Origin of the sequence: Oryzifoliimicrobium ureilyticum, from assembly GCF_037199735.1 — a bacterium.
GTDB lineage: Bacteria > Pseudomonadota > Alphaproteobacteria > Rhizobiales > Rhizobiaceae > Rhizobium > Rhizobium ureilyticus.
In genome coordinates, this window is the sequence record NZ_JBBBVQ010000004.1 from 176928 (window position 1) to 199581 (window position 22654).

The window sequence follows — 22654 nt, forward strand, 5'->3', positions numbered from 1 at the left end:
AATAACTGGTCGGACGCTGATGGCGTCCGAACCTGTTCGAGAAAGTGCGAATGGCGGATTTTATCGCAGTTATCCGGCGGGCCGTCGACGGCCTTGCTGAAAATACACCCGAAATGCGGGCCAAGGTGTATGAGCGTGCTCGCAGCGCCGTGCAGCGTCAGCTTGAGAATATGAAGCCTCGGCCGCCGGAAGCCATGCTTCAGCGGCAGTTGGAAAAGCTTGAGGCCGCGATCCGCGAGGTCGACTCCGAATATGCCGAGGCCTTGCCCGCTGAAGAGGCACCTGTCACCGAGACGAGCATTCCACCTTTGGCGGAGGTGCCGCAGGAGCCTGCTCCGACGCCGGTCGAAGCCTATGATGCGCCTCGTGAAGAGCCGGCCGCACCCACTACGCCAGAGCCTGAGCCAATTACGCCTGCGCCGCCGGCATTTTTGACGCCGGCCGAAGCACCACAGAACCTCCCAGAGCCAGAGCTAGAGCCGGTTGCTTATTCGCAGCCAAGCTTTGCTGATGAGCCGGTTTCCCCCGTGGAGCCCGAGGTATCGCACCCTGCCGCTGAGCAGCCGGTCGGGGAGCCCGTGCCGGGTGAAGCGCCAGAGGTTCTTTACGCCGCGCCCGAGCACGACGTTCTGCCTCAGCATGAAGAGCCCGTTCCTGTGGTGCCGCCGCAGGTCGAACCGGAGCCCGAGCCGGTCGCGCCGGAGCCGCAACAGCCTGCGGTACAGCCCGCTGCGCCACCACGCCCGGTCGGCGAAAAAACCATGCTGGACGAGATCGAGGAGATCGAAGCGCTGTGGCGCGATACGCCGGCGCCGGCTGCAAGGACCATTCCTGCACCGCCTGCGGCCCCTTCTCCGACAGAGCCTCCGGCCTGGTTGCCGGCCGATCCGACGCCAGTTCATGCCGAACCGACCGCTGAGGAGCAGCCGGTTTTTGCGGCGCCCGAAGAGCCGCAGCATCCTGCCGAAGAGCGACACGGTCAGCACGAGGTTCAGCCTCAAGTTGCTGCCTTCACCCCGCCTCCGGAAGCAGAAGTTCCCGGCCATTTCGAGCCTGTTTGGAACGAACCGGTAGCGACCCCTGAGCCTGTCCAGCCACCAGCACACGCCATAAAGGGCGAGGCGATGGATTGGGCGGAAGAGGAACTTCGGCTTCTCTCTGGCGTCATCGAGCCTTCCGCCCCAGGGCGCGCGGCATCCAAGCCTGTAGACGAGGCTCCGAAGTTAGAGGTCGCACCTGCCGCTTCCCCGCAGGCGAAGAAGATGCCGACAACGGAGGCCTTCTCCTGGGAAGCTGCTGCGTTTGACGACCTGCCGCCCATCGACTCTACACGCAAGAGCGCGGCCCCCGCTCATTTCCAGGATGACGACATCCTGTCGGATATTCGCGATGCGACCGAGCCCGGCGCTGGCTGGAGCGAAGCGTCCGCGTTACGCGACTACGACCGCCGCGGTGTTGTCGCCGAGGAGGACGGTGATGGCGACGGTCGCGACGATCTTGAATCGCTCGTCGCCTCCAAAGGCCAAAACAGAGCGATCCGTGTCGAACCGAAGCGCAAGAAGCGGATTGTTCCTATCCTTGTCCTGTTGCTTCTTGTCGTCGTCGTGGCCGGTGGCGGTTATGCCGCTTGGGTCAAGCGCGAGCAGGTGACGGCGATGCTGACCGGGCTCGTGCGCTCGATCCCGACCCGCACCGATAGCGAAACGACGCCCCCCGCAACCACCACGCCGCCTGCATCGCAAGATGCCTCTTCCGGCAACAGCCAGCCGGCGAGCAATACGCCACAGCCTGCGGCAACGACCGATGGCGGCAATTCCAGCAATTCCGCCCAGCCGAGCACACAGCACGACCCGTCGTTGGTGGATAACAAGTTTACGCAGCGCCTGATGTCCGATGGCACAGAGATTGATAGCGGTCCTGGTACCGTCAGCAATCCTCCGACTGCCGAAGGCAAGTCGGTCGCTGAGCGCACGGTTGCATCGGCAGATCAGGCACCGCAGCGTGCCGATACGGCTGGTTCGGGAGCGCCGACGGCAACCGCGTCCACGCCGGCACAGGCTCAAGCAGCCAATGCCGCGCCCCCCGCCGCCGATCAGGCAGCTTCCAATGTGCCGCCTGCCGGCGCTGAACGATTGTTCCTTTATGAGGAGGTTGTCGGCCAGCCGTCGCCGACGGCAATTCCTGGTTCCGTGACCTGGTCGGTGCAAAGCGAAGCTGGCGAGAACGGCCGTCAGGAACCCACGATCCAGGCTTCGATTTCCGTCCCCGGACGCGAGTTGACAGCGCTTGTGACGTTCAAGCGGAACTCCGACCCCGAATTTAAAGCGAGCCATATGATCGAGGTTGTCTTCTCACTGCCGAAAACTTTCGAAGGCGGTGGGGTCGATAGCGTTCAGCGTATCAGCATGAAGACGACTGAGCAGGATAGAGGCGAAGCCCTGAATACCGGCTGGGCCAAAATCACTGATGACTATTACATGCTCGCGCTTAACGCAGAGCCGGACGCAAAAGCACGCAATCTTTCGCTTCTGGCCAGCCGCGACTGGATTGATCTTCCCATCGTCTATCGTAACGGTCGACGCGCGTTGTTGACGTTCCAGAAGGGTGCAAGCGGCAAACAGGCCTTCGACACCGTCATGCCGCAGTGGCAGGCCATGGGTGACGCTGTCCGCAGCCAGTAAGCTTGTTTCTTTGACGAATTCCAGCCCGCAGGCTTCCGGTTTGCGGGCTTTTCTTTTGACAGTTGTCCTGTCAAGCATCTGCTAGAAACGCGTAGGCTGGTAACCGGCTCGAAACCGCGATGCAATTTACGTGAGGAGGGGTTTGGAGAGCATGTGGCAGGTCGATGGCATTGGCCGGTTGCGCCTTTCCGGCGTGCATGACAGCAACCTTTCGTTTTTCAGTTACGACATTGATGCCCATCGCCTTTTACTTCGCTTCAGAAACGGCAATCTGTTGTCACGATTTCAAGCCGATGGGGTGCGCCGGCTCAACATCGAGGCGCTTTGGGAAGGTACGATCATCGATACGATCTGGTTGTGGCGTCATGCGCCTGATGGTCCCGCGCCGGGCGATCAACCAGATCTCGGCTGGCAGCACCTCTTTCAGGGTCAGATTGGAAAGAGTGAGTTTGGATCAGAACGGAAGCGCCTGGAGGCCATCTCCCCTGCAGGCGTTCTCTCCACGATCGCCTGCAGCTATGGCGGACAAATCTCGTTCTTTGCAGATCACGTCAAAATAGAGCAAACGCTTATGGGCGAAGCTCAGCAATCAGGATGAAGATAAGCTCAGCCGACCGCTTGTCATTTTCGCGAAAGAAGGGCTTTCCCATCAGCGAAGTGTTCGAGCTACAAGAGATCGGCGCTTAGAAACGGCCGGCCTCGGCCATCGAGATCGGAATCCCGCCGGTTGGGATAGAAGATCTTCTTGTGGCTGCAGCCGACAAAGAGCATTCCATGCAGGCCTTGGACCTTCGTTTTATGAAGAGGCCGTTGGTAGATCTCTATAAGAAATCCTTCCTCTCGATCGCCAAGCTCCTCGGCAAAAGCGACGTCCTGGTCGTTTGCCGGAAATATGGAGCGAAACTCCTCCTCCGTCGCCTGAAAGACGTCATAAGCGCAGTTGTCTGCGCCATCGATAACCATGATGTTTTTCATTCTGTCCTGCTCGGTTTGTGGACATCTCATGCGTAAAGAGCATCCAGGCAAACCTAAAAGATCAGCGCGGTCGCCGGAAGGCGCCGCGCTGTCATCAAGATAATCTTTTTAGATCAGGGCTGGATCAGGCCGTTGCTTCCACGACGCGAAGAGCTTTGGCACGGTCGAGAGCGTCCTTGCGCACAGCATCCTGAACCTTTTCAAAGGCACGGACCTCGATCTGGCGGACACGCTCGCGGCTAATGTCGAACTCCGACGACAGATCCTCCAGCGTCACAGGCTCTTCAGCCAAGCGGCGTGCTTCGAAAATTCGACGTTCGCGGTCGTTCAACACGCCCATCGCTCTCGCCAGCATGTTGCGCCGGCTTTCGAGCTCGTCCTGTTCGATGAGAACGGCTTCCTGGCTTTCGTGATCGTCCACCAACCAATCCTGCCACTGGCCGGATTCGCCCTCTGCAGCCCGGATTGGAGCGTTCAGCGACGCATCGCCTGAAAGGCGACGGTTCATCGAAACGACTTCCTCCTCCGAAACATTCAACTTCGTGGCGATTTCGGATACGTGTTCCGGCTTCAGGTCACCCTCGTCGATTGCCTGGATGCGGCCTTTGAGGCGGCGCAGGTTGAAGAACAGGCGTTTCTGGTTAGCCGTTGTGCCCATCTTCACCAGAGACCAGGATCGCAGGATATATTCCTGGATCGCAGCCTTGATCCACCACATGGCGTAGGTCGCCAGACGAAAGCCGCGTTCAGGATCGAACTTCTTTACCGCCTGCATCAGACCAACATTGCCTTCAGAGACGACTTCGCCGATCGGCAGCCCATAGCCGCGATAGCCCATTGCAATTTTTGCAACGAGACGAAGATGGCTGGTTACCAGCTTATGTGCGGCATCGCGATCGCCGTGTTCGGCATATCGCTTGGCAAGCATATATTCTTCCTGCGGTTCCAGCATGGGGAACTTGCGGATTTCATCCAGATAGCGGTTGAGCCCGCCTTCGCCGGACGTGATTGTCGGTAATGTATTCCGGGCCATAAATGCACCCTCCTTCTGTCTTCCGGTTCCGTGCAGCGCGCCTTCGCGTTATCAGCAAACCGGACCCGTGCGGCTTTTAGCCCGCACTCGTTCTAGCTAGAGATAAGAACGCTCTTCACAAGGTTCAAGATGCTGACCCAAGCCTTGTGAAGCCACGGGGAAAACGACTGACACGCGCCAAAGACCATAGCCGCTTCAATGGTTTGCTTGCGAGATTACTCAACGAAAAAGCCACGCGAATTTTCATCTCGGTTTTCTAACGTCGTAACGCGCTAACCAGTTCCTGCATATCTTCGGGCATCGATGCTTCGAAATGCATGATGTCACCGGACGTCGGGTGTTCGAATTGCAGCATGAAGGCGTGAAGAGCCTGACGGCCGAAGCCGCTGACGATTTTTCTGGCGGAATCGGGCAGAAGGTTGGCCTTTGTCTTGTAGCCGGCGCCATAGGTGATGTCGCCGAGCAATGGGTGGCCGATATGGGCCATATGCACGCGGATCTGATGCGTGCGACCCGTTTCCAGGCGGCATTCTACCAGTGAGGCCAGCGCCGTTGCATCGGGCGACTCGTGGAAGCGCTCCAGTACCTGATAATGCGTGATGGCTTCATCGGCATTGTTGTCCTCCTGCCGTTTGACGGCGCGGCGGGTGCGATCGCCCACGGCTCTTCCGAGCGGGGCATCGATGGTTCCAGCAAGCGAGCGAGGACGTCCCCAGACGACAGCCTGATAGGCGCGCTCCAGTGGCATGGTGCGTCCGTGGTCGGCGAATTGCAACGACAGATGCCGATGCGCAATGTCGTTCTTGGCGACGACCATGACACCGGTGGTGTCCTTATCGAGCCGGTGCACGATGCCGGGACGGCGCACGCCGCCAATTCCCGATAAACTGTCGCCGCAATGATGGATGAGCGCATTGACCAGTGTGCCCGTCCAGTTGCCGGCAGCCGGATGGACCACAAGACCCGACGGCTTGGAAATGACGATGACGTCCGAATCCTCGAAGAGAACGTCAAGAGGGATGTCTTCGCCTTTCGGCGTAGGGTCTTCGGGCTCGGGCAGCAGGACTTCTATCTGGTCTCCGGCGCGAACCTTCTTTTGCGGGTCGATGACAGGCTGCCCATTGACGGTCAACTGGCCATCCTTGATCAAAGCCTTGATACGGCTACGAGAAAACTCTTCTCCAAGGTTCGCGGTGATCCAGGCATCGAGACGGCCTTCGGCATCTTCACCGGCTGTCAGGACTTTCCTAATGCCGGCTGCTTGTTTAAAGGGGTCGCTCAAGACGCTAATTCTCCGACGGTACACAAGATTGGGACGCAACCGATGACGAAAATCGATCCGGATAACGAGCTGGAGGACAAGCCCCTTGATCCGGCCATGGAGCGTGTCCGCCGCAAAATGGTGCGGTTGCAGATTGTCTCCGGCATCATCATGTTTGTGAGCCTTATGGCTGTCTTCGGCGCCGTTGTCTATAAGACGATGCGCGTGCCGGCTCCCGCGCGCACGCCGAGCGCGCAAAGCGGGCTTGTTCCTTCCGATGCGCCCGTGAGCGCCACGGCCGCGCTGCCAGCAGGCTTCGTCCTGCAATCGACGTCCTTCTCGGGCGGCCAGATCCTTTTCTACGGTGTGACCGCGCAGGGCGTCAAAAAGGCGCTGGTCTTTGATATCGCCGCAGGACGCATGGTCGCGGATGTGACCGTAACCGCCGGCTGACCGGCGTGGCCTTGCCTATCAGCATAGAGGATGCCGACGATGCGCGCATTCAGGAGTTCCGCAATATCCGCGAACGCGATCTGACAGGTCGCCAGCAGAGATTTATTGCTGAGGGGAGTGTAGTGGTTCGCATGCTAGCGCAGGCACATGCACGCGGTCGTTTTGTCGCTGAAAAGCTTCTGATCCTGAAAAGCCGGCTTGCCGGCCTTGAGCCTATCCTCGAGCTCCTGCCCGAGCAGGTTCCGGTCTATGTTGCGGAGGCGGATGTTCTCGACGCCATTGTCGGCTTTAACCTGCACCGCGGCGTGCTGGCGCTTGGCAAACATGTCGAGCAGGACTTATCGATGGACTGGCCGAAGCGAGCGCTGGTCCTGGTCGGCTGCGGCATCTCCAACCACGATAATATCGGCTCGATGTTCCGCAATGCGGCTGCTTTTGGGGCCGATGCCGTGCTGCTCGACGAAACCTGCTGCGATCCGCTTTATCGCAAATCGCTGCGCGTGTCCGTCGGCTCGGTGCTAAGCCTTTCCTGGAAGCGTGGCGGGACGGCGCTCGATCTTTTGTCTCAGCTTTCAAAGGATGGGTTTAATATCTGGGCGCTTTCGCCGCAGGGTGAGACGGATATCAGGTCTATTGGCGGATCCGAGCGTGTGGCGCTGGTCGTCGGCACAGAAGGTGAGGGACTGCCGGCCGAGCTTCTTGCAGGTTTCATGAGCGCGCGCATTCCACAGGCACCCGGTCTCGACAGTCTTAATGTCGCTACCGCAACCGGCATTGCACTTTATGCTCTGTCGTCTCTGATGAAGCGCATCTGATTAGATGTTCCGTTTGATGGGCTTTTACGCTCTGGTTGAATTTCGGGCTTCTCAAGTGCTAAGGCAATGCCCACCGTCTTTACTATTTAGCGCTGTAGAAACCAGTCAGCGTTAGCTTTCCATGCTTTTTCAGACCAAAAGGCTGCTGCCGAGCAGTTAGGGACCTTCATGCTGATCGCCCATCTTCCCGCAGGCTTCATTGTCGGTCGATTTGCCAAAGGCCGCACCTCGGCGCCTGGCATGGTGCCGGCTGCCATGATCGGCAGCATCGTTCCCGACCTGGATATCTTTTATTTCTACCTCTTCAACAGTCGCATTCACCATCACGCCTTCTTCATGCACTGGCCGCTGTTCTGGCTTGTGCTGGCGGCGATCACACTTGCGCTCATCGCCGGCATCGACCGTCGCTGGCTTCCCGCGGGCTTTATCTTCTTCTTCGCAACCTTGCTGCACATGGTGATGGATACGGTGGCCGCACCGCTGTTCTGGCTCGCGCCTTTTTCATCGCGAGCTTTTCAGATGGTGGAGGTACCGGCAAACTATAGCCACTGGATCATCAGCTTTATGCTGCACTGGACGTTTCTGCTGGAACTCACCATTTGCGCCGTGGCTCTGGCCTTCTTCCTGATGGATCGCCACAGACACCGACAGGTGGGCGAACCCTCTGGTCCAAGCTGATCGGCTGAGACTGCGCCGCGACGTCAGCGCGAGCCACAATCTCAAGACACGGTTATGAAGTCTTCAGCGTTGGAAGCAGCTATCATTTTGCTGTTGAGAGAAGTTCGGCCGCTCTTTGGGCGAGACTTGTCCGCTTATCTTTTTCGACAGGAGGCAGGTTTTCCAGTAGCGGCAGGATCGGCGATGTTTTTCCCTCGCGCTGTGCCGTCATGGCCACGAGGCGGGCGGCGACATCGGCAATTTCCGTTCGCAGCGTTTCGTCGTCGACGCCGTTCTGAGCGGCCTGCGAAAGCTTTTCTGATAGTGCTGTTGCGCGCGCGCGCAGATCCTCGGCAAGCGCCGCATTCACCGTGGCACTCTCCTGCTGTAGTTCCGCGGTCTCGGGGTTTTTCATGGCAGACTCGATCTTTTCGGGCTCTTCGACTTCGGGCGCCGGTTGGTGGCTGACAGCTGGGTGATGCTCCGGCCCTGCGGTCGACTGCTCGAGGAGCTCCTGCTCCTTTCGCAGCGCCCTGTTTTCCGCCGAAAGCTTGGTGATCTTACTATCGCGCGACGACAGGTCGAACTTCATGGTCGCGATCTCAGCCGTCAGCTTTTTGATCTCTTCCTTGAGCGGCTCAAGAGCATTTTCCGCTTTCGCCGTCAGTTCTTCATGATCTTCAAGGCTTGCCCGCAATTGGGCAATTCGATTCTCGTTGGCGCGGATCTGCGAGCGCAGCTCGGCAGCATCAAGGCTCATCGACGCAATCTGAGCTTCCAGCATCCCGGTCTCTGCGGTGAGACGGCTTGCCTCTTTCGCGAGTTTGTCGCGCTCAATCTGCAGCCCAAGCGCTTTTTCGCGTTCCCGTGCCAATTCCTGCGCCGTACGGGCGTTTTCAGCCGCATAAAGTGCCCGGACCATATCTTTTTGGGCGCGTACTTCCTGCGGGCTGAGCGGCATCGTCGCGATCATCCGCTTTTCCGTATACCAGACCACGCGGCGGTGAACGGCTGGTGCCATCAGAAACACCAGGAAGGCTGCTGTCAGGAAGCCCAGTCCGAAAAGGAGAGCATACTCAATCACTATAGGGCCACCGACTTCATCAGGCTAAGTTCAGATTACTGCACATTACATCTGTGCACGGGCGGTGCAGCATCGCCGGAAGCATCCTATACCACCAACCCTTAAACCGAAGTCAATTTCGCCGGGCTTGATGCTGTCACTTCAGGCAAATGCGTGTCCGCTGGAAGCCCGCCCCAAATGCGCGGCGGACCCCCGTATTTCGCGAGGCTGGATGTAGTTCTGCTTCCAGAGCGCCATCATGATCCCCTTTGTCGGATCATGGCAGGAAATTTTTCCGCCGACGTCAGAACGGGTTCCATGTCGGCTGACGCGTGATTTTGAGATAGCCGACATTCAATCCAAGCCGTGCACCGACGCCGGTACGAATCGGCACGACGAGCACGTCGTTGTTCTTAAGCAGCGTCATGCCGACCCCGGCAACGACGAAAGCCTGGCCGCTGACACCGCCAAAGCGGGTATAGATCGATTCTGTTGAAGGCAGATTGTAGACCAGCATCATCACGCGCGTTCCCTGGCCGCCAGCATCAAGGCCGAGCGAGGGACCCTGCCAATAAAGCGGATGTTCACCCGCATTCTTGGTATTCATCTGGCCTTCGCCATAGGTCAAACCGGCGATGAAGGCTCCAGAGCCCTCTTGGCCGAGAATATAGCCATTGGGCAGGCCATAGCGGTTGAATGCCGTCTCGACGACCTTGGCAAGGCCGCCGCTGGTCTGGCCAAAGAAGGAGTTGCCCGTATCGACGATTTCCTGCATCGTGTACTGGCTGTCGTTGGCCCGTTGTGCGAAGGCTTCTTGAGAGGCGGTCGAGGCAACGAACAGGGCCAGCGTGGCCAGCAGGACGCCGAGGCGTGCCATTCGTCCGTGGAAATGAATGCGCATCTTGTCATCCGTTCATCATGGTCGGTCACGTGCCTGCCGCAGGTGGCAGGTTATTGCATCTTGCGCGCATCGTCTTAACAGATGGTTTACCAAATATGGTGTCATTATGGCGCAGGATGAACCTCCGCTCGTGCATTCGTTGCACTTGTGCTATCGGGCCACTAAACCGGCTGCCTTCAGGAGAATATGATGCCGCAGAACCCGAATCTTACGCTGTCCGGCCCTGACTTGGCCGCTCTGTTGTGCAGCCGCGTCTGCCATGACGTCATTTCGCCGGTCGGCGCCATCAACAACGGTCTTGAACTTCTCGATGAAGGTGGCGCGGATGCCGACGCCATGGACCTTATTCGGACCAGCGCACTCAATGCTTCCGTGCGATTGAAGTTTGCGCGTCTGGCTTTTGGCGCCTCGGGATCGGTCGGTGCGTCGATCGACACGGGCGAAGCCGAAAGGGCCGTGCGCGACTTCGCCGCCGCCGAAAAGAAAACCGAAATCAGCTGGAGCGGACCGCGCGCCATCATTGCCAAGAACCGGGTTAAGCTCCTCCTTAACCTGTTCCTGGTGGCATCGTCCGCCATCCCGCGCGGCGGCTCGCTGGATGTTACTCTCGAAAATCCAGATGGCGAGGCGAAGTTCAGCATCGTTGCCAAGGGCAGAATGCTGCGCGTCCCGCCGAAGTTCATGGAACTCATGAACGGCCATCTGGAAGAAGCGATCGATGCCCATTCGATTCAGCCCTATTACACGATCTTGCTGGCCGAAGAGGCAGGCATGAAGATTTCGTATGAGACGTTGGGCGAAGAAATTGTCTTTACCGCCGAGGTGATCGCTGAGGCCTGATCTCGTCGGTCGGTAACGAATTTTTAGCCGTCCTTCCTTATCCTGACCGTTGTCGCGCAAGCACTCTTGCAAAAGCCTGAGCCCTTTCCGGATCAAGCCTCCTTTGCAGAGCACATCTTATGTTGCTTCGACCGACGCGTATGGGTGGGTTGTGGAGGTTATGGTGCAGAAATTTATGATTGCCGATGCATCGGATGTGGTTCGCAAGGTCGGACGCCGCATTCTGTCGGAACTCGATTTCGTTGTCACCGAAGCGGCATCCGCCGAAGAGACCTTGTCACGCTGCAAGGTCGATATGCCCGATTACATGGTGGTCGATTCCGCCATGCCGGGCGCTCTCGACCTCATTTCATCGATCCGGGCGCTCGACGACGGGAAGGCCGTGAAAATCTACTACTGCGTGATCGAAGCCGATTTGCGCAAGCTGATGGCAGGCAAGCGTGCCGGCGCAACGGACTTCCTGCTCAAGCCATTCGACCGTAAGATCCTCACGGCGGTTTTTGGCAAGCGCTCGGTCGCGGCAGCCTGAGCTTCTTTGATCTTTCTGTCTTCAAGTCAGCTCCGCCCGAAGCGGCGCAGTGAATAGCTTTGTGCTGTTCGGATAAGCCATCCGGCTTTTCGGGCAATCAACTTGAAATCGCTGTCCCCTGTGGTCGGTGCCTTTTCATCATCGGAAATAACAACGCGCGTTTGCGGAAATGACGGATCATCCTTGGCTGGTGCGTCGTACGGGTGATGGAGCAGATTAGGGCAGGGAGGCATAAAAAAATCCCGCCAGTACGGCGGGATTTAATAGGCTACGACGGCTCAGTCTTCTCGCGGCACGGCAAACAGTGCGAGGAAAGGCGCAACAACGCGGCGATGGCTCGCCGTTAACTAGTTGCGCCTTCAGCAAACCTAGCTTCAGGCGATTTCCGCGTATTCAGAGCCATCCGGCTCGCGCAGGACATAACCGCGACCCCAAACGGTCTCGATGTAGTTCGCACCACCAGCGGCATTGGCAAGCTTTTTGCGCAGCTTGCAGATGAACACGTCGATGATTTTCAGTTCCGGCTCGTCCATACCGCCATAAAGGTGGTTGAGGAACATTTCCTTGGTAAGGGTCGTGCCCTTGCGCAGGGAAAGCAGTTCCAGCATCTGGTATTCTTTGCCGGTCAGGTGAACCCGCTGGCCGCCGACTTCAACGGTCTTCGCGTCGAGGTTTACAACCAGTTCGCCGGTGATGATGACCGATTGCGCATGACCCTTGGAGCGGCGAACGATCGCATGGATACGGGCAACGAGCTCGTCCTTGTGGAACGGCTTGGTCATGTAATCGTCAGCACCGAAGCCGAGACCGCGGACCTTGTCCTCGATGCCAGCCATGCCCGACAGGATCAGGATCGGCGTCTTGACCTTCGACAGACGCAATGTCCGAAGCACCTCGTAGCCGGACATGTCAGGAAGGTTCAGGTCGAGCAAAATGATGTCGTAATCATAGAGCTTGCCGAGATCGACGCCTTCTTCACCCAAATCGGTGGTGTAGACGTTAAAACTTTCAGATTTGAGCATCAATTCGATGCTCTGCGCTGTCGCGCTGTCGTCTTCAATAAGTAGTACCCGCATCATTATCCCCTTTACCGCCGCCGAAAGGTCTTCCCGCTTCTTCCCCTACGCGATACTGAATGCCACTGGTGATTTGGAAGTTGCCACGAAATGGTTAACAAATTCTGATTCACTCTGGCAAGTCGTAATGGATTCATTAAGCATTTTTTCCATTACGTTGTTTTGTAAGGGAAATTTTGGGGCGTTGAGTCTGATCTAACACATTAGGATTCCTCGCTAATCGATTCATTCGACTCACGAATGACGTGGTTTGCCTGGTCAATTTCTGATGTTTACCGAGCCTTAAGTCATCGGGCTTATCATTAACGATGCCCGTAAACGAAAGGTTACCGCCGGTAGGTTTTTATTAATATCGGCTGATATTTTTCGGGACGCACGTGTCAAAGCGAGGCGTGGGCATGTCGAGGGGAAGCGATGGCGCAAAATCAAGAGGCGACTCATCATTTCTTTCGGCATTTTAAGACCGGGGCATGATGCTGACGGTAGGCCTTTTGCGGCTTGCGTCGAATTCGTGGCCTGGAGCCCGGGATCTCGCATCACTGGAGTAATGCGTATGAAGTCGCGTGAGAGCCTCGTTCGCCTCAAAGAGTTTCAGGTGAACGAAAAACGTCGTCAACTGCAGCAATTGCAGTCAATGGTTTCGGAATTCGAGCGGATGACGAAGGAGCTGGAAAACCAGATCATCGTCGAGGAAAAGAAGTCAGGGATCAATGATCCCAATCACTTCGCCTATCCGACCTTCGCCAAGGCTGCTCGTCAGAGGGCTGATAATCTTCAGGTTTCCATTCGGGAACTGAGGGTTCAGCAGAATGCTTTGGAACAAAATCTCGAGGATGTGGAGGCCGATTATCAGCGCGCCGCTGCCCTCGAAGAACGCGATAGCGGCGCGCGCGCACGCGCCTGATCGGCTACTCCGGTCGAAAAGCCATGCAGGACGGGCGCTCGGACCCGCCTTGCATGGCTTTTGGCGTTTGTCTCGCAAGCGCCAAGTTTTGAAAGATCGATGTGTCGTTTTGAGCCTAAGTCGGCGATGGAATTTTGGCCTGGATCCGATCTTTAGCGCATAGCTAATTGGAGCTTTTGAGAGGGCGCAAGGGCAATTTCTTCGAGCGTCAAACGTTCAAGTTGCATAATTGCAACTCGGCCGGATAAAAGCGCTTCGAACGGTGCCTGAAGGGGCCCAGCCCGTCAAACAGCGCCTCGAGCGCCCCGCAGTTCGCCTCTTGCCCCTCGCTGGTCTGATCGAATCATGCTTCATCGCAACATATGCGTTGTCTGAATTTCACTCACTAGTGGGTGAAGCGCCATCAAGTTGGCTTTTCGATTTCGATATAGCAAGCCCTCGGTGAGGGTGGCCTTGATCTGCTTTCGTGTATAGTTCGTTGCATGACCGGCAATGGAACAGGCACCGAATGCAAAAGCCAGGATCGACCCTAGTCCCTGTCGCTCAAGCCATTCTTATTGTGGCAACGCCTTTTTGCCTGGCATTGGGGCTTGTCTTGCCGCTCATGCGTTTCGAGCGGCTCTACTTCTTCGATGAGCAGTCTTCGCTTTTGGAAATTGTAGCGGCGCTTTGGCGGGGAGGGGATGTTCTTCTGGCGGCGGTGATCGGCTTGGTGTCTGTTATTCTGCCGGCGCTGAAGATCCTGTTTCTTGCAGCCGAAGCCTTGGCGGTCAGAAATCCCGGTCAGCAATTCATCAGCCGCAGGATCGTACCGGTACTGTCGAAGTGGTCGATGATGGACGTATTGATCGTGGCATTGGTGATTGTAGCGGCGAAAACGAGCGGATTTGCCAGCGCATTCACACAACCGGGACTGTGGTTCTATGCCGTATCTTCAATAAATTCCGGCCTCCTTCACGCTCTTTCGGAGCGTGAAGAAAGCCGGAAGCTCAATAAGTGACACTATTATTAATGACGATACTGCTGAATGCGGGTCGTACGCAGGCCGGCCAGCCCATGGCTGGAGATGGACGACTGCCACGATAGGAATTCTTCCACAGTTAACGTATAGCGTTCACACGCTTCTTCCAAGCTCAACAGCCCGCCGCGAACCGCTGCAACAACCTCTGCCTTTCGACGGATAACCCAGCGCCGCGTATTCGGCGGCGGAAGATCCGCGATCGTCAAGGGGCTGCCATCGGGACCGATGACATATTTAACTCGGGGTCGTACCATTTCGGTCATTGGGACTCTCTACACTACTCAAGACCACGACCAACCTTAGCGCGGCAGATTTAAGAATTGCCTAAATGCATCGTAACAGTTTGATAAGATTTGAACCGGAACGACGCTAAAAAGCAGTCAAAAATAGTGTTTTTCGGCAAAGCCAGCCCTTTTGCGTTTAGTGGTCTTCAAAAATCGGGCGCAATGGGGAAAGTTTTCTTGATTAGGTGGTGAATTTTTTGGGCAAGTTGCGATACCAGAGCTGAGGCCTTCAACTTCCAGGAGCTGCAACCTTACCGCCGTTCGAGCGTTGCGCTATCACTTGCTGTTGGACACGGACAAGATGACGGATCATGTCAACCTCGACCATGGTGTAGGCGTCGGCAATCGGCTGGATGCAAAGGCCGGTAGCGAGGATACGCAGGCAAGCCTGGCAGCCATGACGCGGCGTTTTGGCTACAGCTATTTTGTGATGTCACGTTTTCCCGTGGACCATAAAACCGGCTTCCTGCTGAACTGTATGCTAACCAATTGGCCGCAGCCGCTTCAACAGATCTACGACAAAAGCGAAATCTTCCCAGTGAGCCGGATTGTTACATCCCTGAAGCGCACGATCATGCCAGTCTTCTTTAATGAGGACAGTTTTTGCGTCAGTGTCCCAGGTCGGGAAAAGCGGGTCGAGGCCCTGTTTATCTCGCATGGGCTGCGCCGTACGGCCGGCCTCTCGCTGCATGATGCGCAGCTAAGCCAATATTTGTTCGCGTTTTCCGGTATGCGCCCGGCGTTGGAGCGAGCGGAGAGCGAGGCGCTCGTCTTTGCTTGCATGGAACTCCTTGACCACGTCGTCAATACGCAGGCACGAGAACCGGCTTTTGCCGAGCCGCTCAGCCGGCGGGAGGTGGAATGCCTTCGTTGGACCGCCTCTGGCAAAAGCAGTGATGAGATCGCCATTATTCTCAGTCTATCGCCACATACTGTCGTCGGTTACATGAAAAGCGCCATGCGGAAATTAAATGCGTCTAACCGCATGCAGGCTGTCGCGCAGGCGGTGAGGCATCGGCTGATCTGAAGCGCTGACAACAGCTGTGCCAGCCCAAGAGCGCGCGTTCAGTCGGCGTTCAGTTCCCGCGACCGGAACAAACAAAGCCACCATTACTGAAGTCACCGTCATGTTGACCTAGCTTGCCGTAGCGCAAGGGAAGGCCTTCCCATGTCAAGGTCATCCCGCCAGCGGCGCGCAAGACGGCATCCCCGGCCGCTGTGTCCCATTCCATGGTGCGCGTGAAGCGCGGGTAGATGTCCGCCTTGCCTTCGGCCAACAGGCAGAATTTCAGCGATGAGCCGATATTCGTGCAATGTGTGATGCCTTCACGCATCAGGAAATCTGAGGTTTGCGGACTGTCATGGCAGCGGCTGGCAAGCGCTATCTTCTCGGTAGGCGACGCGCGCGTTGTAATCGCCAGGCGTTCGCGGACTTTAAAATTGCTGTCGATATCGAGTTTTGCCGCGCCGCTTTTATCACCGACATAGGCAACGCCGAGCGCAGGGGCATAGACAATGCCGGCCGTCGGTGTGCCATGTTCGATATAGGCGATGTTGACCGTGAACTCGCGCCGTCCCTCGATGAATTCCCGGGTCCCGTCCAAGGGATCGACAAGGAAGAAAGCGTCTTTGACCTTCGGCTTGTGTCCCGCAGCCATCGCCTCTTCTGCAATGACCGGAATCTCGGGGAAGGCCGCGGCAAGATGCGCGAGTATGATTGCTTCGGCTTTCTCATCGGCAACAGTTACAGGGCTGCGGTCTGCCTTCAGCGCTACCGTGCAGCCGGCATTGTACACCATCATGATTGTCTCGCCGGCGGCGAGGGCAGCTTTCTCGAAGATCTCAAGCATGAAGGTGCGGTAAAGCCTTTCGGTAAAATGTATCGCACAAGACCAATCGCTGCGGACGTACCCGATGCGACCGAATGCGCCGATGTCACTTTATATTGATCCGTCGCAACGTCGCTTGACCAAGCTAAAGCATCGTAGCCTTATATAGGAGTGTAGAAGATCTCCTGCATCATCGTAAAGCCTCTTGAATTCAGCGCGCACAATCTGCCGAAGATCTCAGGTGCAGCGACATATTTATCTTATCATTGCCGCCCTTAAGAGCCGACCGGAGGGACAGTCAGTTTTACGTGATCCATTTCATGGTGTCGCACTGGCGTCCGGAGTTGCGAAGGCCCGTAACAAATCGGTGATATCACCTATCAAAGCGGCAAAACAAAATGATTTTCGCTGAATCCCGCATCCTTTTGGTTATAAAAGCGGCATTTGCGCCAAAACAGTTGAGAAGTTTGCGCTGCTTAAAAATTATGCTTCACTTTTGTGGGCAAAACGGTATGGAATCCGCTCGAACAACGGAGCTTGACTCCAAAAACAAGAGATACGTTCAATCAACCGTATCCAGGGGACTTGGTAGATGGAGTATTTTGTCCAGCAGCTCTTCAACGGGCTGACTCTCGGATCAATTTATGGTTTGGTGGCTATCGGATATACGATGGTCTACGGCATTATCGGCATGATCAACTTCGCCCACGGCGATATCTTCATGCTGGGCGGCTTTGCAGCCTTGATTGTTTTCCTGGTCTTGACGTCGATCTTTGCCGGTCTTCCGGTAGCGGTTCTGCTGCTTGCGATGCTGGTCGTGGCCATGCTGATGACAAGCTTGTGGAACTGGTCGATCGAGCGGATCGCCTACCGGCCCCTGCGCGGTTCATTCCGCCTTGCGCCGCTGATCACGGCCATCGGCATGTCGATTACGCTGTCGAACTTCATTCAGGTGACGCAGGGCCCGCGCAACAAGCCGATTCCGCCGCTCGTCAATTCCGTTTATTCCATTCTTGGCATTTCGGTTTCGCTGAAGCAGATCATCATTATTGCGATCACGGTCGTCCTGCTTGTCGCCTTCTGGTATCTCGTCAATCATACGTCGCTCGGCCGCGCGCAGCGCGCCACCGAGCAGGATCGTAAGATGGCAGCTCTGCTGGGCGTCAATGTGGACCGCACGATTTCGATCACCTTCATAATGGGCGCGGCACTGGCTGCCGTCGCAGGTACGATGTTCCTGATGTATTACGGCGTCGTGTCTTTCGCAGATGGTTTCGTGCCGGGTGTGAAGGCCTTCACGGCTGCCGTTCTCGGCGGCATCGGTTCTCTGCCGGGAGCAGTTCTTGGCGGTCTTCTGATCGGTCTTATCGAGTCGCTCTGGTCGGCTTACTTCTCCATCGCCTATAAAGACGTCGCGACCTTCGCGATCCTGGCTTTCGTGCTGATCTTCAAGCCGACAGGTATTCTTGGGCGGCCGGAAGTCGAGAAGGTTTAACCACATGGCAAATCATGACATGTCAGCTGACAAGTCTTTTTCCGGACTTGTCCGTCGCGGCCTCGTGGAAGGTGTCTTCACCGGCCTCATCGCACTTGGTCTGTTCGTTCTTTATGTCGGCTTGAAAACCGACCAGAACATCAACAACGAGCTTATCATCGTTCAGCGTTGGGGCTTGCTCGCGATCTTCGTTATCATTGCGGCTGTCGCACGCTTCGTAACGATCGTCTTCATCCAGCCGCACATCAACAGGCGCAAGCTGGAAAAGGCAAAGGCAGGCGAGCTGGAGATTTCGACGAAGAAGGGCTTCTTTCATAAGCACTTTCTGAAAATCGCTCTCGTCTTCATGATCCTTTATCCCTTGGCGATCCTCTATTTCCTTGGCCCGCAGGGCTCATTGAAGTGGGTCGACAATTTCGGCATCCAGATCCTGATCTACGTGATGCTTGCCTGGGGACTGAACATCGTCGTCGGTCTCGCCGGTTTGCTCGATCTTGGCTATGTCGCATTCTACGCGGTCGGCGCTTATTCCTATGCGCTGCTGTCCAGCCATTTCGGCCTTTCCTTCTGGCTGCTCTTGCCGATGTCCGGCATCTTTGCAGCGCTTTGGGGCATGGTCCTCGGTTTCCCGGTCTTGCGTCTTCGGGGCGATTATCTGGCCATCGTCACGCTGGCTTTCGGTGAAATCATCCGTCTCGTTCTGATCAACTGGACCGATGTCACCAAGGGCACGTTCGGGATCTCCAGCATTCCAAAGGCGACCTTCTTCGGTCTTCCGTTCGATGCAAGCGCTGGCGGCTTTGCCAAGACCTTCGGCCTGCCGATTTCGGGCGCTTACTACAAGATCTTCCTCTTCTATCTCATTCTTTTGCTCTGCATGCTGACCGCCTATGTGACGATCCGCCTGCGCAGCATGCCGATCGGCCGCGCTTGGGAAGCCTTGCGTGAGGATGAAATCGCCTGCCGCTCACTCGGTATCAACACCGTGACGACAAAGCTGACCGCTTTTTCGACGGGCGCCATGTTTGGCGGCTTTGCCGGCTCCTTCTTCGCGGCACGTCAAGGCTTCGTGTCACCTGAATCTTTCGTGTTCCTGGAATCTGCCGTCATTCTGGCGATCGTCGTTCTAGGCGGCATGGGTTCGCTGACCGGCATTGCGATCGCTGCCGTGGTCATGGTGGGCGGTACGGAAGTGCTGCGTGAAATGAGCTTCCTGAAGGTCGTCTTCGGGCCAGACTTTACGCCAGAGCTTTACCGCATGCTGCTCTTCGGCCTTGCCATGGTTATTGTCATGCTGTTCAAGCCGCGCGGTTTCGTCGGCTCACGCGCACCCACCGCCTTCCTCAAAGAGCGCAAGGCAGTCTCCGGAAGCTTTACCAAGGAGGGCCACGGTTGATGACCCCCGTTTCCACCTCTTCGGCCGGCGACACGCTTTTGAAGGTCGAACATCTTTCCATGCGCTTCGGCGGCTTGATGGCCATCAACGATTTTTCGTTTGAGTGTCGTCGCGGCGAAATTACAGCGCTGATTGGCCCGAACGGCGCGGGAAAGACCACCGTGTTCAACTGCATCACCGGCTTTTACAAGCCGACGATGGGAATGATCACGATGACCCAGCGTGATGGCAAAACCCATCTGCTGGAGCGGTTGCCCGATTTCCGCATTACCCGTGAGGCCAAGGTCGCAAGAACCTTCCAGAACATCCGTCTGTTCTCTGGCCTTACCGTTCTGGAAAATCTGCTGGTCGCACAGCACAACAAGCTGATGAAGGCGTCCGGCTATACGATCCTCGGACTTCTCAACATCGGCCCCTATAAGCGCGAAGCCGCGGCGGCAATCGAACTTGCCCGCTATTGGCTTGAAAAGGCAGATCTTATCGATCGCGCCGACGATCCGGCCGGCGATCTGCCATATGGTGCGCAGCGCCGCCTGGAGATTGCTCGCGCGATGTGCACCGGTCCGGAACTCCTATGTCTCGACGAGCCGGCAGCCGGCCTCAATCCCAAGGAATCGGCGGCGCTCAACGCGCTGCTGAGAGGCATTCGCGCCGATACCGGCACATCGATCCTCCTGATCGAGCATGACATGTCGGTGGTGATGGAAATCTCCGACCACGTCATCGTTCTCGAATATGGCAAGAAGATTTCGGACGGCACGCCGGAAGAAGTGAAAAACGATCCCAAAGTCATCGCTGCCTATCTCGGCGTAGAAGACGAGGAAGTGGAAGAGGTCATCGCGAGCGTCGAGCACCTCGAAGGGGATGCACGATAATGGCAGGCGAACCTATTCTTGAGGTCAAGGGCGTCGAGACCTATTACGGCAATATCCGCGCCTTGGCAGGCGTCGACGTTGATGTGCGTCGCGGCGAAATCGTCAGCTTGATCGGTGCGAACGGCGCAGGCAAATCGACGTTGATGATGACGATCTGCGGCAGCCCGCAGGCGCGCGTCGGATCTGTCATCTTCGAAGGCCGCGATATCACCAAGATGCCGACGCACGAGATTGCACGGCTGCGCATTGCCCAGTCCCCGGAAGGGCGGCGTATTTTTCCGCGCATGACGGTTCTGGAAAATCTTCAGATGGGCGCCGGTCTCGATAACCTGAGATATTTCCATCAGGACGTCGAGAAGGTCTTTGCAATGTTCCCGCGTTTGAAGGAGCGTCAGACGCAGCGTGGCGGAACGCTCTCCGGCGGCGAACAGCAAATGCTATCTATCGGCCGTGCGCTGATGGCGCGTCCCAAGCTCCTGCTGCTCGATGAGCCGTCGCTCGGATTGGCGCCGCTGATCGTCAAGGGCATTTTCGATGCGATCAAGAAGCTGAACGAGGAAGAGGGCCTGACGGTCTTTCTCGTCGAGCAAAACGCTTTTGCTGCGCTCAAGCTGTCGCACCGCGCTTATGTCATGGTCAACGGCAAGGTCACCATGAGCGGCTCGGGCCGCGAACTTCTGGCCAACCCGGAAGTGCGCGCCGCCTATCTTGAAGGCGGTCGGCACTAGGAACGGGAGGAAGATTTCATGCAAGGACTTTTTGTAGAGCAAGATGCGGGCGTTCACCTGGTGATCCGCGCTTTGGTTGTTTTGCTCGGATTCTGGACGGCGTGGCGTGCCGGCAAGGCCGTAGCCGAGGGCTGGAGCAACTACCCCCTGGCCGTCGTCTATACATTGCTGCTGGCTGGGGCCATGCAGTTTCTGCACTATGCGCTTTTCGAAGGGCCAATCCTCGACGGCTTTTTCTACGGGCTCGACTTTGTAACCTTGCTGGTCTTTTCGACTGCCGGTTTCCGCTATCGGCGGACCACGCAGATGACCAGCAATTACTATTGGCTCTATGAAAAAAGTTCGCCTTTCTCCTGGAAGGAGAAACATTGACAGGCTGCTGAAAACGGGCATGAATTGCCCATCAGGCCAGCCTGACAATCATTGCGGTCATTGCATAAAGTACATGCAGGGCAAGCATAATAATAAGCAGAGCGCAAACGAACTTGTTTGCGCCTTGCTCGAAAGAGTGGAACAGCTTTCTCGGCGCAGCATGGTGGGGATGCGCCGGGTCTCCTACAGAACCCCCCTTATTTGATTGGGAGTAATCGGATGAAGAAGTCTCTTCTGTCGGCTGTGGCCCTGACGGCGCTTGTCGCTTTCAGCGGGGTTGCAAAGGCTGACATCCTCATCGGTGTCGCCGGACCTCTGACAGGTCCGAACGCAGCTTTCGGTGCACAGCTCCAAAAGGGCGCAGAGCAGGCTGTTGCCGATATCAATGCTGCCGGCGGCATCAATGGCGAGCAGGTCAAGATCGAGCTCGGCGACGACGTGTCCGACCCGAAGCAGGGTATTTCGGTTGCCAACAAGTTTGCCGCTGACGGCGTCAAGTTCGTGGTCGGCCACTTCAACTCGGGCGTTTCCATTCCGGCTTCGGAAGTTTATGCCGAAAACGGCATCCTGGAAATTACGCCAGCTGCAACGAACCCGACCTTCACCGAGCGCGGCTTGTGGAACACGTTCCGCACCTGCGGCCGTGACGACCAGCAGGGCGCTGTCGCCGGCAAGTATCTTGCCGACAACTTCAAGGATGCCAAGATCGCTGTCATCCATGACAAGACGCCTTACGGCCAGGGTCTGGCAGACGAAACCAAGAAGGCCCTGAACGCTGACGGCGTCAAGGAAGTCATGTACGAAGGCGTTAACGTCGGCGACAAGGATTTCTCCGCGCTCATCGCGAAGATGAAGCAGGCTGGCGTTTCGATCATCTACTGGGGCGGCCTGCACACGGAAGCTGGTCTGATCATCCGTCAGGCAAAGGACCAGGGCCTGAAGGCGACGCTGGTTTCAGGCGATGGTATCGTTTCGAACGAACTGGCTTCGATTGCCGGTGACGCTGTCGAAGGCACGCTGAACACCTTCGGTCCCGATCCGACGCTGAACCCTGCCAACAAGGATCTGGTTGCAAAGTTCAAGGCTGCCGGCTTCAATCCTGAAGCTTACACGCTCTATTCCTACGCTGCTGTTCAGTCGATCGCAGGCGCTGCCAAGGCAGCCGGCTCGGCCGATCCGGAAGCAGTTGCCAAGGCAATGAAGGAAAAGGGTCCGTTCCCGACCGTTCTCGGCGATATGTCGTTCGACGCGAAGGGCGATCCGAAGATCCCAGGTTACGTCATGTACATCTGGAAGAAGGGCGCTGACGGCAAGTACACCTACGTGCCGAAGGAATCCTAAGCATTTCTCGCCGATCCTTTTCGGCGAAAAGCTGACGAAAGACCGCTCGTGATCAGTCACGGGCGGTTTTCTTTTGAGGCGAAGAGGAACCTCGCTTATCCGGTGCGGCAGCGTCGGTGAGGAGG

At 56.9% G+C, this 22654-nt stretch carries 24 protein-coding genes; 16 read left to right on the plus strand and 8 right to left on the minus strand.

Annotated features, from left to right (window positions below; translation table 11 throughout):
• Positions 1 to 50: 50 nt before the first annotated feature.
• Positions 51 to 2681: a hypothetical protein gene (locus VQ830_RS08105; RefSeq protein WP_337267576.1), complete on the plus strand. Its 2631-nt coding sequence runs from the start codon at positions 51 to 53 to the stop codon at positions 2679 to 2681.
• Between the two features lie 151 nt (positions 2682 to 2832).
• The gene (locus VQ830_RS08110; RefSeq protein ID WP_337267577.1) at positions 2833 to 3279 is read left to right on the plus strand and encodes a hypothetical protein; all 447 of its coding nucleotides are present in this window, start codon (positions 2833 to 2835) and stop codon (positions 3277 to 3279) included.
• 68 nt (positions 3280 to 3347) lie between these two features.
• Here VQ830_RS08110 and VQ830_RS08115 read toward each other — a convergent pair whose 3' ends face one another.
• The 3 genes from VQ830_RS08115 to VQ830_RS08125 all read right to left on the minus strand — a co-directional run bounded on the left by VQ830_RS08115 (position 3348) and on the right by VQ830_RS08125 (position 5971).
• Entirely contained in the window at positions 3348 to 3656 is a 309-nt protein-coding gene (locus tag VQ830_RS08115; protein ID WP_337267578.1) for a DUF8220 family protein, read from the minus strand.
• A gap of 124 nt (positions 3657 to 3780) precedes the next feature.
• Positions 3781 to 4689, minus strand: coding sequence for an RNA polymerase sigma factor RpoH (gene rpoH, locus VQ830_RS08120; RefSeq protein ID WP_337267579.1), 909 nt, complete (start codon positions 4687 to 4689; stop codon positions 3781 to 3783).
• 256 nt (positions 4690 to 4945) lie between these two features.
• A complete protein-coding gene (locus tag VQ830_RS08125) occupies positions 4946 to 5971 on the minus strand; it encodes an RluA family pseudouridine synthase (RefSeq protein ID WP_337267580.1) in 1026 nt (341 codons plus the stop codon).
• Between the two features lie 42 nt (positions 5972 to 6013).
• Between VQ830_RS08125 and VQ830_RS08130 the strand changes: the two genes are divergently transcribed.
• The 3 genes from VQ830_RS08130 (at position 6014) to VQ830_RS08140 (ending at position 7896) form a co-directional block, all read left to right on the plus strand.
• Positions 6014 to 6403: a hypothetical protein gene (locus VQ830_RS08130; protein ID WP_337267581.1), complete on the plus strand. Its 390-nt coding sequence runs from the start codon at positions 6014 to 6016 to the stop codon at positions 6401 to 6403.
• Positions 6404 to 6408: 5 nt separating this feature from the next.
• Positions 6409 to 7218, plus strand: coding sequence for a TrmH family RNA methyltransferase (locus VQ830_RS08135; RefSeq protein WP_337267582.1), 810 nt, complete (start codon positions 6409 to 6411; stop codon positions 7216 to 7218).
• A gap of 168 nt (positions 7219 to 7386) precedes the next feature.
• A complete protein-coding gene (locus VQ830_RS08140) occupies positions 7387 to 7896 on the plus strand; it encodes a metal-dependent hydrolase (RefSeq protein ID WP_337267583.1) in 510 nt (169 codons plus the stop codon).
• A gap of 82 nt (positions 7897 to 7978) precedes the next feature.
• Here VQ830_RS08140 and VQ830_RS08145 read toward each other — a convergent pair whose 3' ends face one another.
• Both VQ830_RS08145 and VQ830_RS08150 read right to left on the minus strand, forming a co-directional pair.
• On the minus strand, positions 7979 to 8959 hold the full coding sequence (locus VQ830_RS08145; protein WP_337267584.1) for a coiled-coil domain-containing protein: 981 nt from the start codon (positions 8957 to 8959) through the stop codon (positions 7979 to 7981).
• A gap of 283 nt (positions 8960 to 9242) precedes the next feature.
• The gene (locus VQ830_RS08150; RefSeq protein ID WP_337267585.1) at positions 9243 to 9839 is read right to left on the minus strand and encodes a DUF1134 domain-containing protein; all 597 of its coding nucleotides are present in this window, start codon (positions 9837 to 9839) and stop codon (positions 9243 to 9245) included.
• A gap of 189 nt (positions 9840 to 10028) precedes the next feature.
• Here VQ830_RS08150 and chpT point away from each other — a divergent pair, with 189 nt between their 5' ends.
• Positions 10029 to 10679 carry a histidine phosphotransferase ChpT gene (chpT, locus tag VQ830_RS08155; RefSeq protein WP_337267586.1) on the plus strand — a complete coding sequence of 217 codons (651 nt, stop codon included), beginning with the start codon at positions 10029 to 10031 and terminating at the stop codon, positions 10677 to 10679.
• Between the two features lie 163 nt (positions 10680 to 10842).
• Positions 10843 to 11208 (plus strand): response regulator, encoded by a 366-nt coding sequence (locus VQ830_RS08160; protein WP_337267587.1) that lies wholly within the window; start codon positions 10843 to 10845, stop codon positions 11206 to 11208.
• A gap of 374 nt (positions 11209 to 11582) precedes the next feature.
• On the opposite strand, the gene ctrA is transcribed toward VQ830_RS08160, so the two are convergent.
• Entirely contained in the window at positions 11583 to 12284 is a 702-nt protein-coding gene (gene ctrA, locus VQ830_RS08165) for a response regulator transcription factor CtrA (protein WP_337267588.1), read from the minus strand.
• Positions 12285 to 12837: 553 nt separating this feature from the next.
• Between ctrA and VQ830_RS08170 the strand changes: the two genes are divergently transcribed.
• Both VQ830_RS08170 and VQ830_RS08175 read left to right on the plus strand, forming a co-directional pair.
• On the plus strand, positions 12838 to 13188 hold the full coding sequence (locus tag VQ830_RS08170) for a flagellar export protein FliJ (RefSeq protein ID WP_337267589.1): 351 nt from the start codon (positions 12838 to 12840) through the stop codon (positions 13186 to 13188).
• 508 nt (positions 13189 to 13696) lie between these two features.
• Positions 13697 to 14188: a paraquat-inducible protein A gene (locus VQ830_RS08175; protein ID WP_337267590.1), complete on the plus strand. Its 492-nt coding sequence runs from the start codon at positions 13697 to 13699 to the stop codon at positions 14186 to 14188.
• A gap of 8 nt (positions 14189 to 14196) precedes the next feature.
• Here VQ830_RS08175 and sciP read toward each other — a convergent pair whose 3' ends face one another.
• Positions 14197 to 14472, minus strand: a complete 276-nt coding sequence (gene sciP, locus VQ830_RS08180; protein WP_337267591.1) for a CtrA inhibitor SciP — start codon at positions 14470 to 14472, stop codon at positions 14197 to 14199.
• Positions 14473 to 14794: 322 nt separating this feature from the next.
• Between sciP and VQ830_RS08185 the strand changes: the two genes are divergently transcribed.
• Positions 14795 to 15520: a helix-turn-helix transcriptional regulator gene (locus tag VQ830_RS08185; protein ID WP_337267592.1), complete on the plus strand. Its 726-nt coding sequence runs from the start codon at positions 14795 to 14797 to the stop codon at positions 15518 to 15520.
• A 49-nt stretch (positions 15521 to 15569) separates the two neighbouring features.
• Here the strand turns inward: VQ830_RS08185 and cysQ are convergent, their stop codons facing one another.
• Positions 15570 to 16343: a 3'(2'),5'-bisphosphate nucleotidase CysQ gene (cysQ, locus tag VQ830_RS08190; RefSeq protein ID WP_337267593.1), complete on the minus strand. Its 774-nt coding sequence runs from the start codon at positions 16341 to 16343 to the stop codon at positions 15570 to 15572.
• Between the two features lie 571 nt (positions 16344 to 16914).
• Here cysQ and VQ830_RS08195 point away from each other — a divergent pair.
• The 6 genes from VQ830_RS08195 to VQ830_RS08220 all read left to right on the plus strand — a co-directional run bounded on the left by VQ830_RS08195 (position 16915) and on the right by VQ830_RS08220 (position 22529).
• The gene (locus tag VQ830_RS08195) at positions 16915 to 17817 is read left to right on the plus strand and encodes a branched-chain amino acid ABC transporter permease (RefSeq protein ID WP_337267594.1); all 903 of its coding nucleotides are present in this window, start codon (positions 16915 to 16917) and stop codon (positions 17815 to 17817) included.
• A gap of 4 nt (positions 17818 to 17821) precedes the next feature.
• Positions 17822 to 19213, plus strand: a complete 1392-nt coding sequence (livM, locus tag VQ830_RS08200) for a high-affinity branched-chain amino acid ABC transporter permease LivM (RefSeq protein WP_337267595.1) — start codon at positions 17822 to 17824, stop codon at positions 19211 to 19213.
• Complete coding sequence (locus tag VQ830_RS08205) at positions 19213 to 20088, plus strand: ABC transporter ATP-binding protein (RefSeq protein WP_337267596.1); 876 nt, start codon at positions 19213 to 19215, stop codon at positions 20086 to 20088. The genes livM and VQ830_RS08205 overlap by 1 nt, the downstream gene beginning before the upstream one ends.
• Positions 20088 to 20816 carry an ABC transporter ATP-binding protein gene (locus tag VQ830_RS08210; RefSeq protein ID WP_337267597.1) on the plus strand — a complete coding sequence of 243 codons (729 nt, stop codon included), beginning with the start codon at positions 20088 to 20090 and terminating at the stop codon, positions 20814 to 20816. The genes VQ830_RS08205 and VQ830_RS08210 overlap by 1 nt, the downstream gene beginning before the upstream one ends.
• A gap of 18 nt (positions 20817 to 20834) precedes the next feature.
• Positions 20835 to 21188, plus strand: coding sequence for a DUF6867 family protein (locus tag VQ830_RS08215; RefSeq protein ID WP_337267598.1), 354 nt, complete (start codon positions 20835 to 20837; stop codon positions 21186 to 21188).
• A gap of 219 nt (positions 21189 to 21407) precedes the next feature.
• Positions 21408 to 22529, plus strand: coding sequence for a branched-chain amino acid ABC transporter substrate-binding protein (locus tag VQ830_RS08220; protein ID WP_337267599.1), 1122 nt, complete (start codon positions 21408 to 21410; stop codon positions 22527 to 22529).
• Positions 22530 to 22654 lie beyond the last annotated feature (125 nt).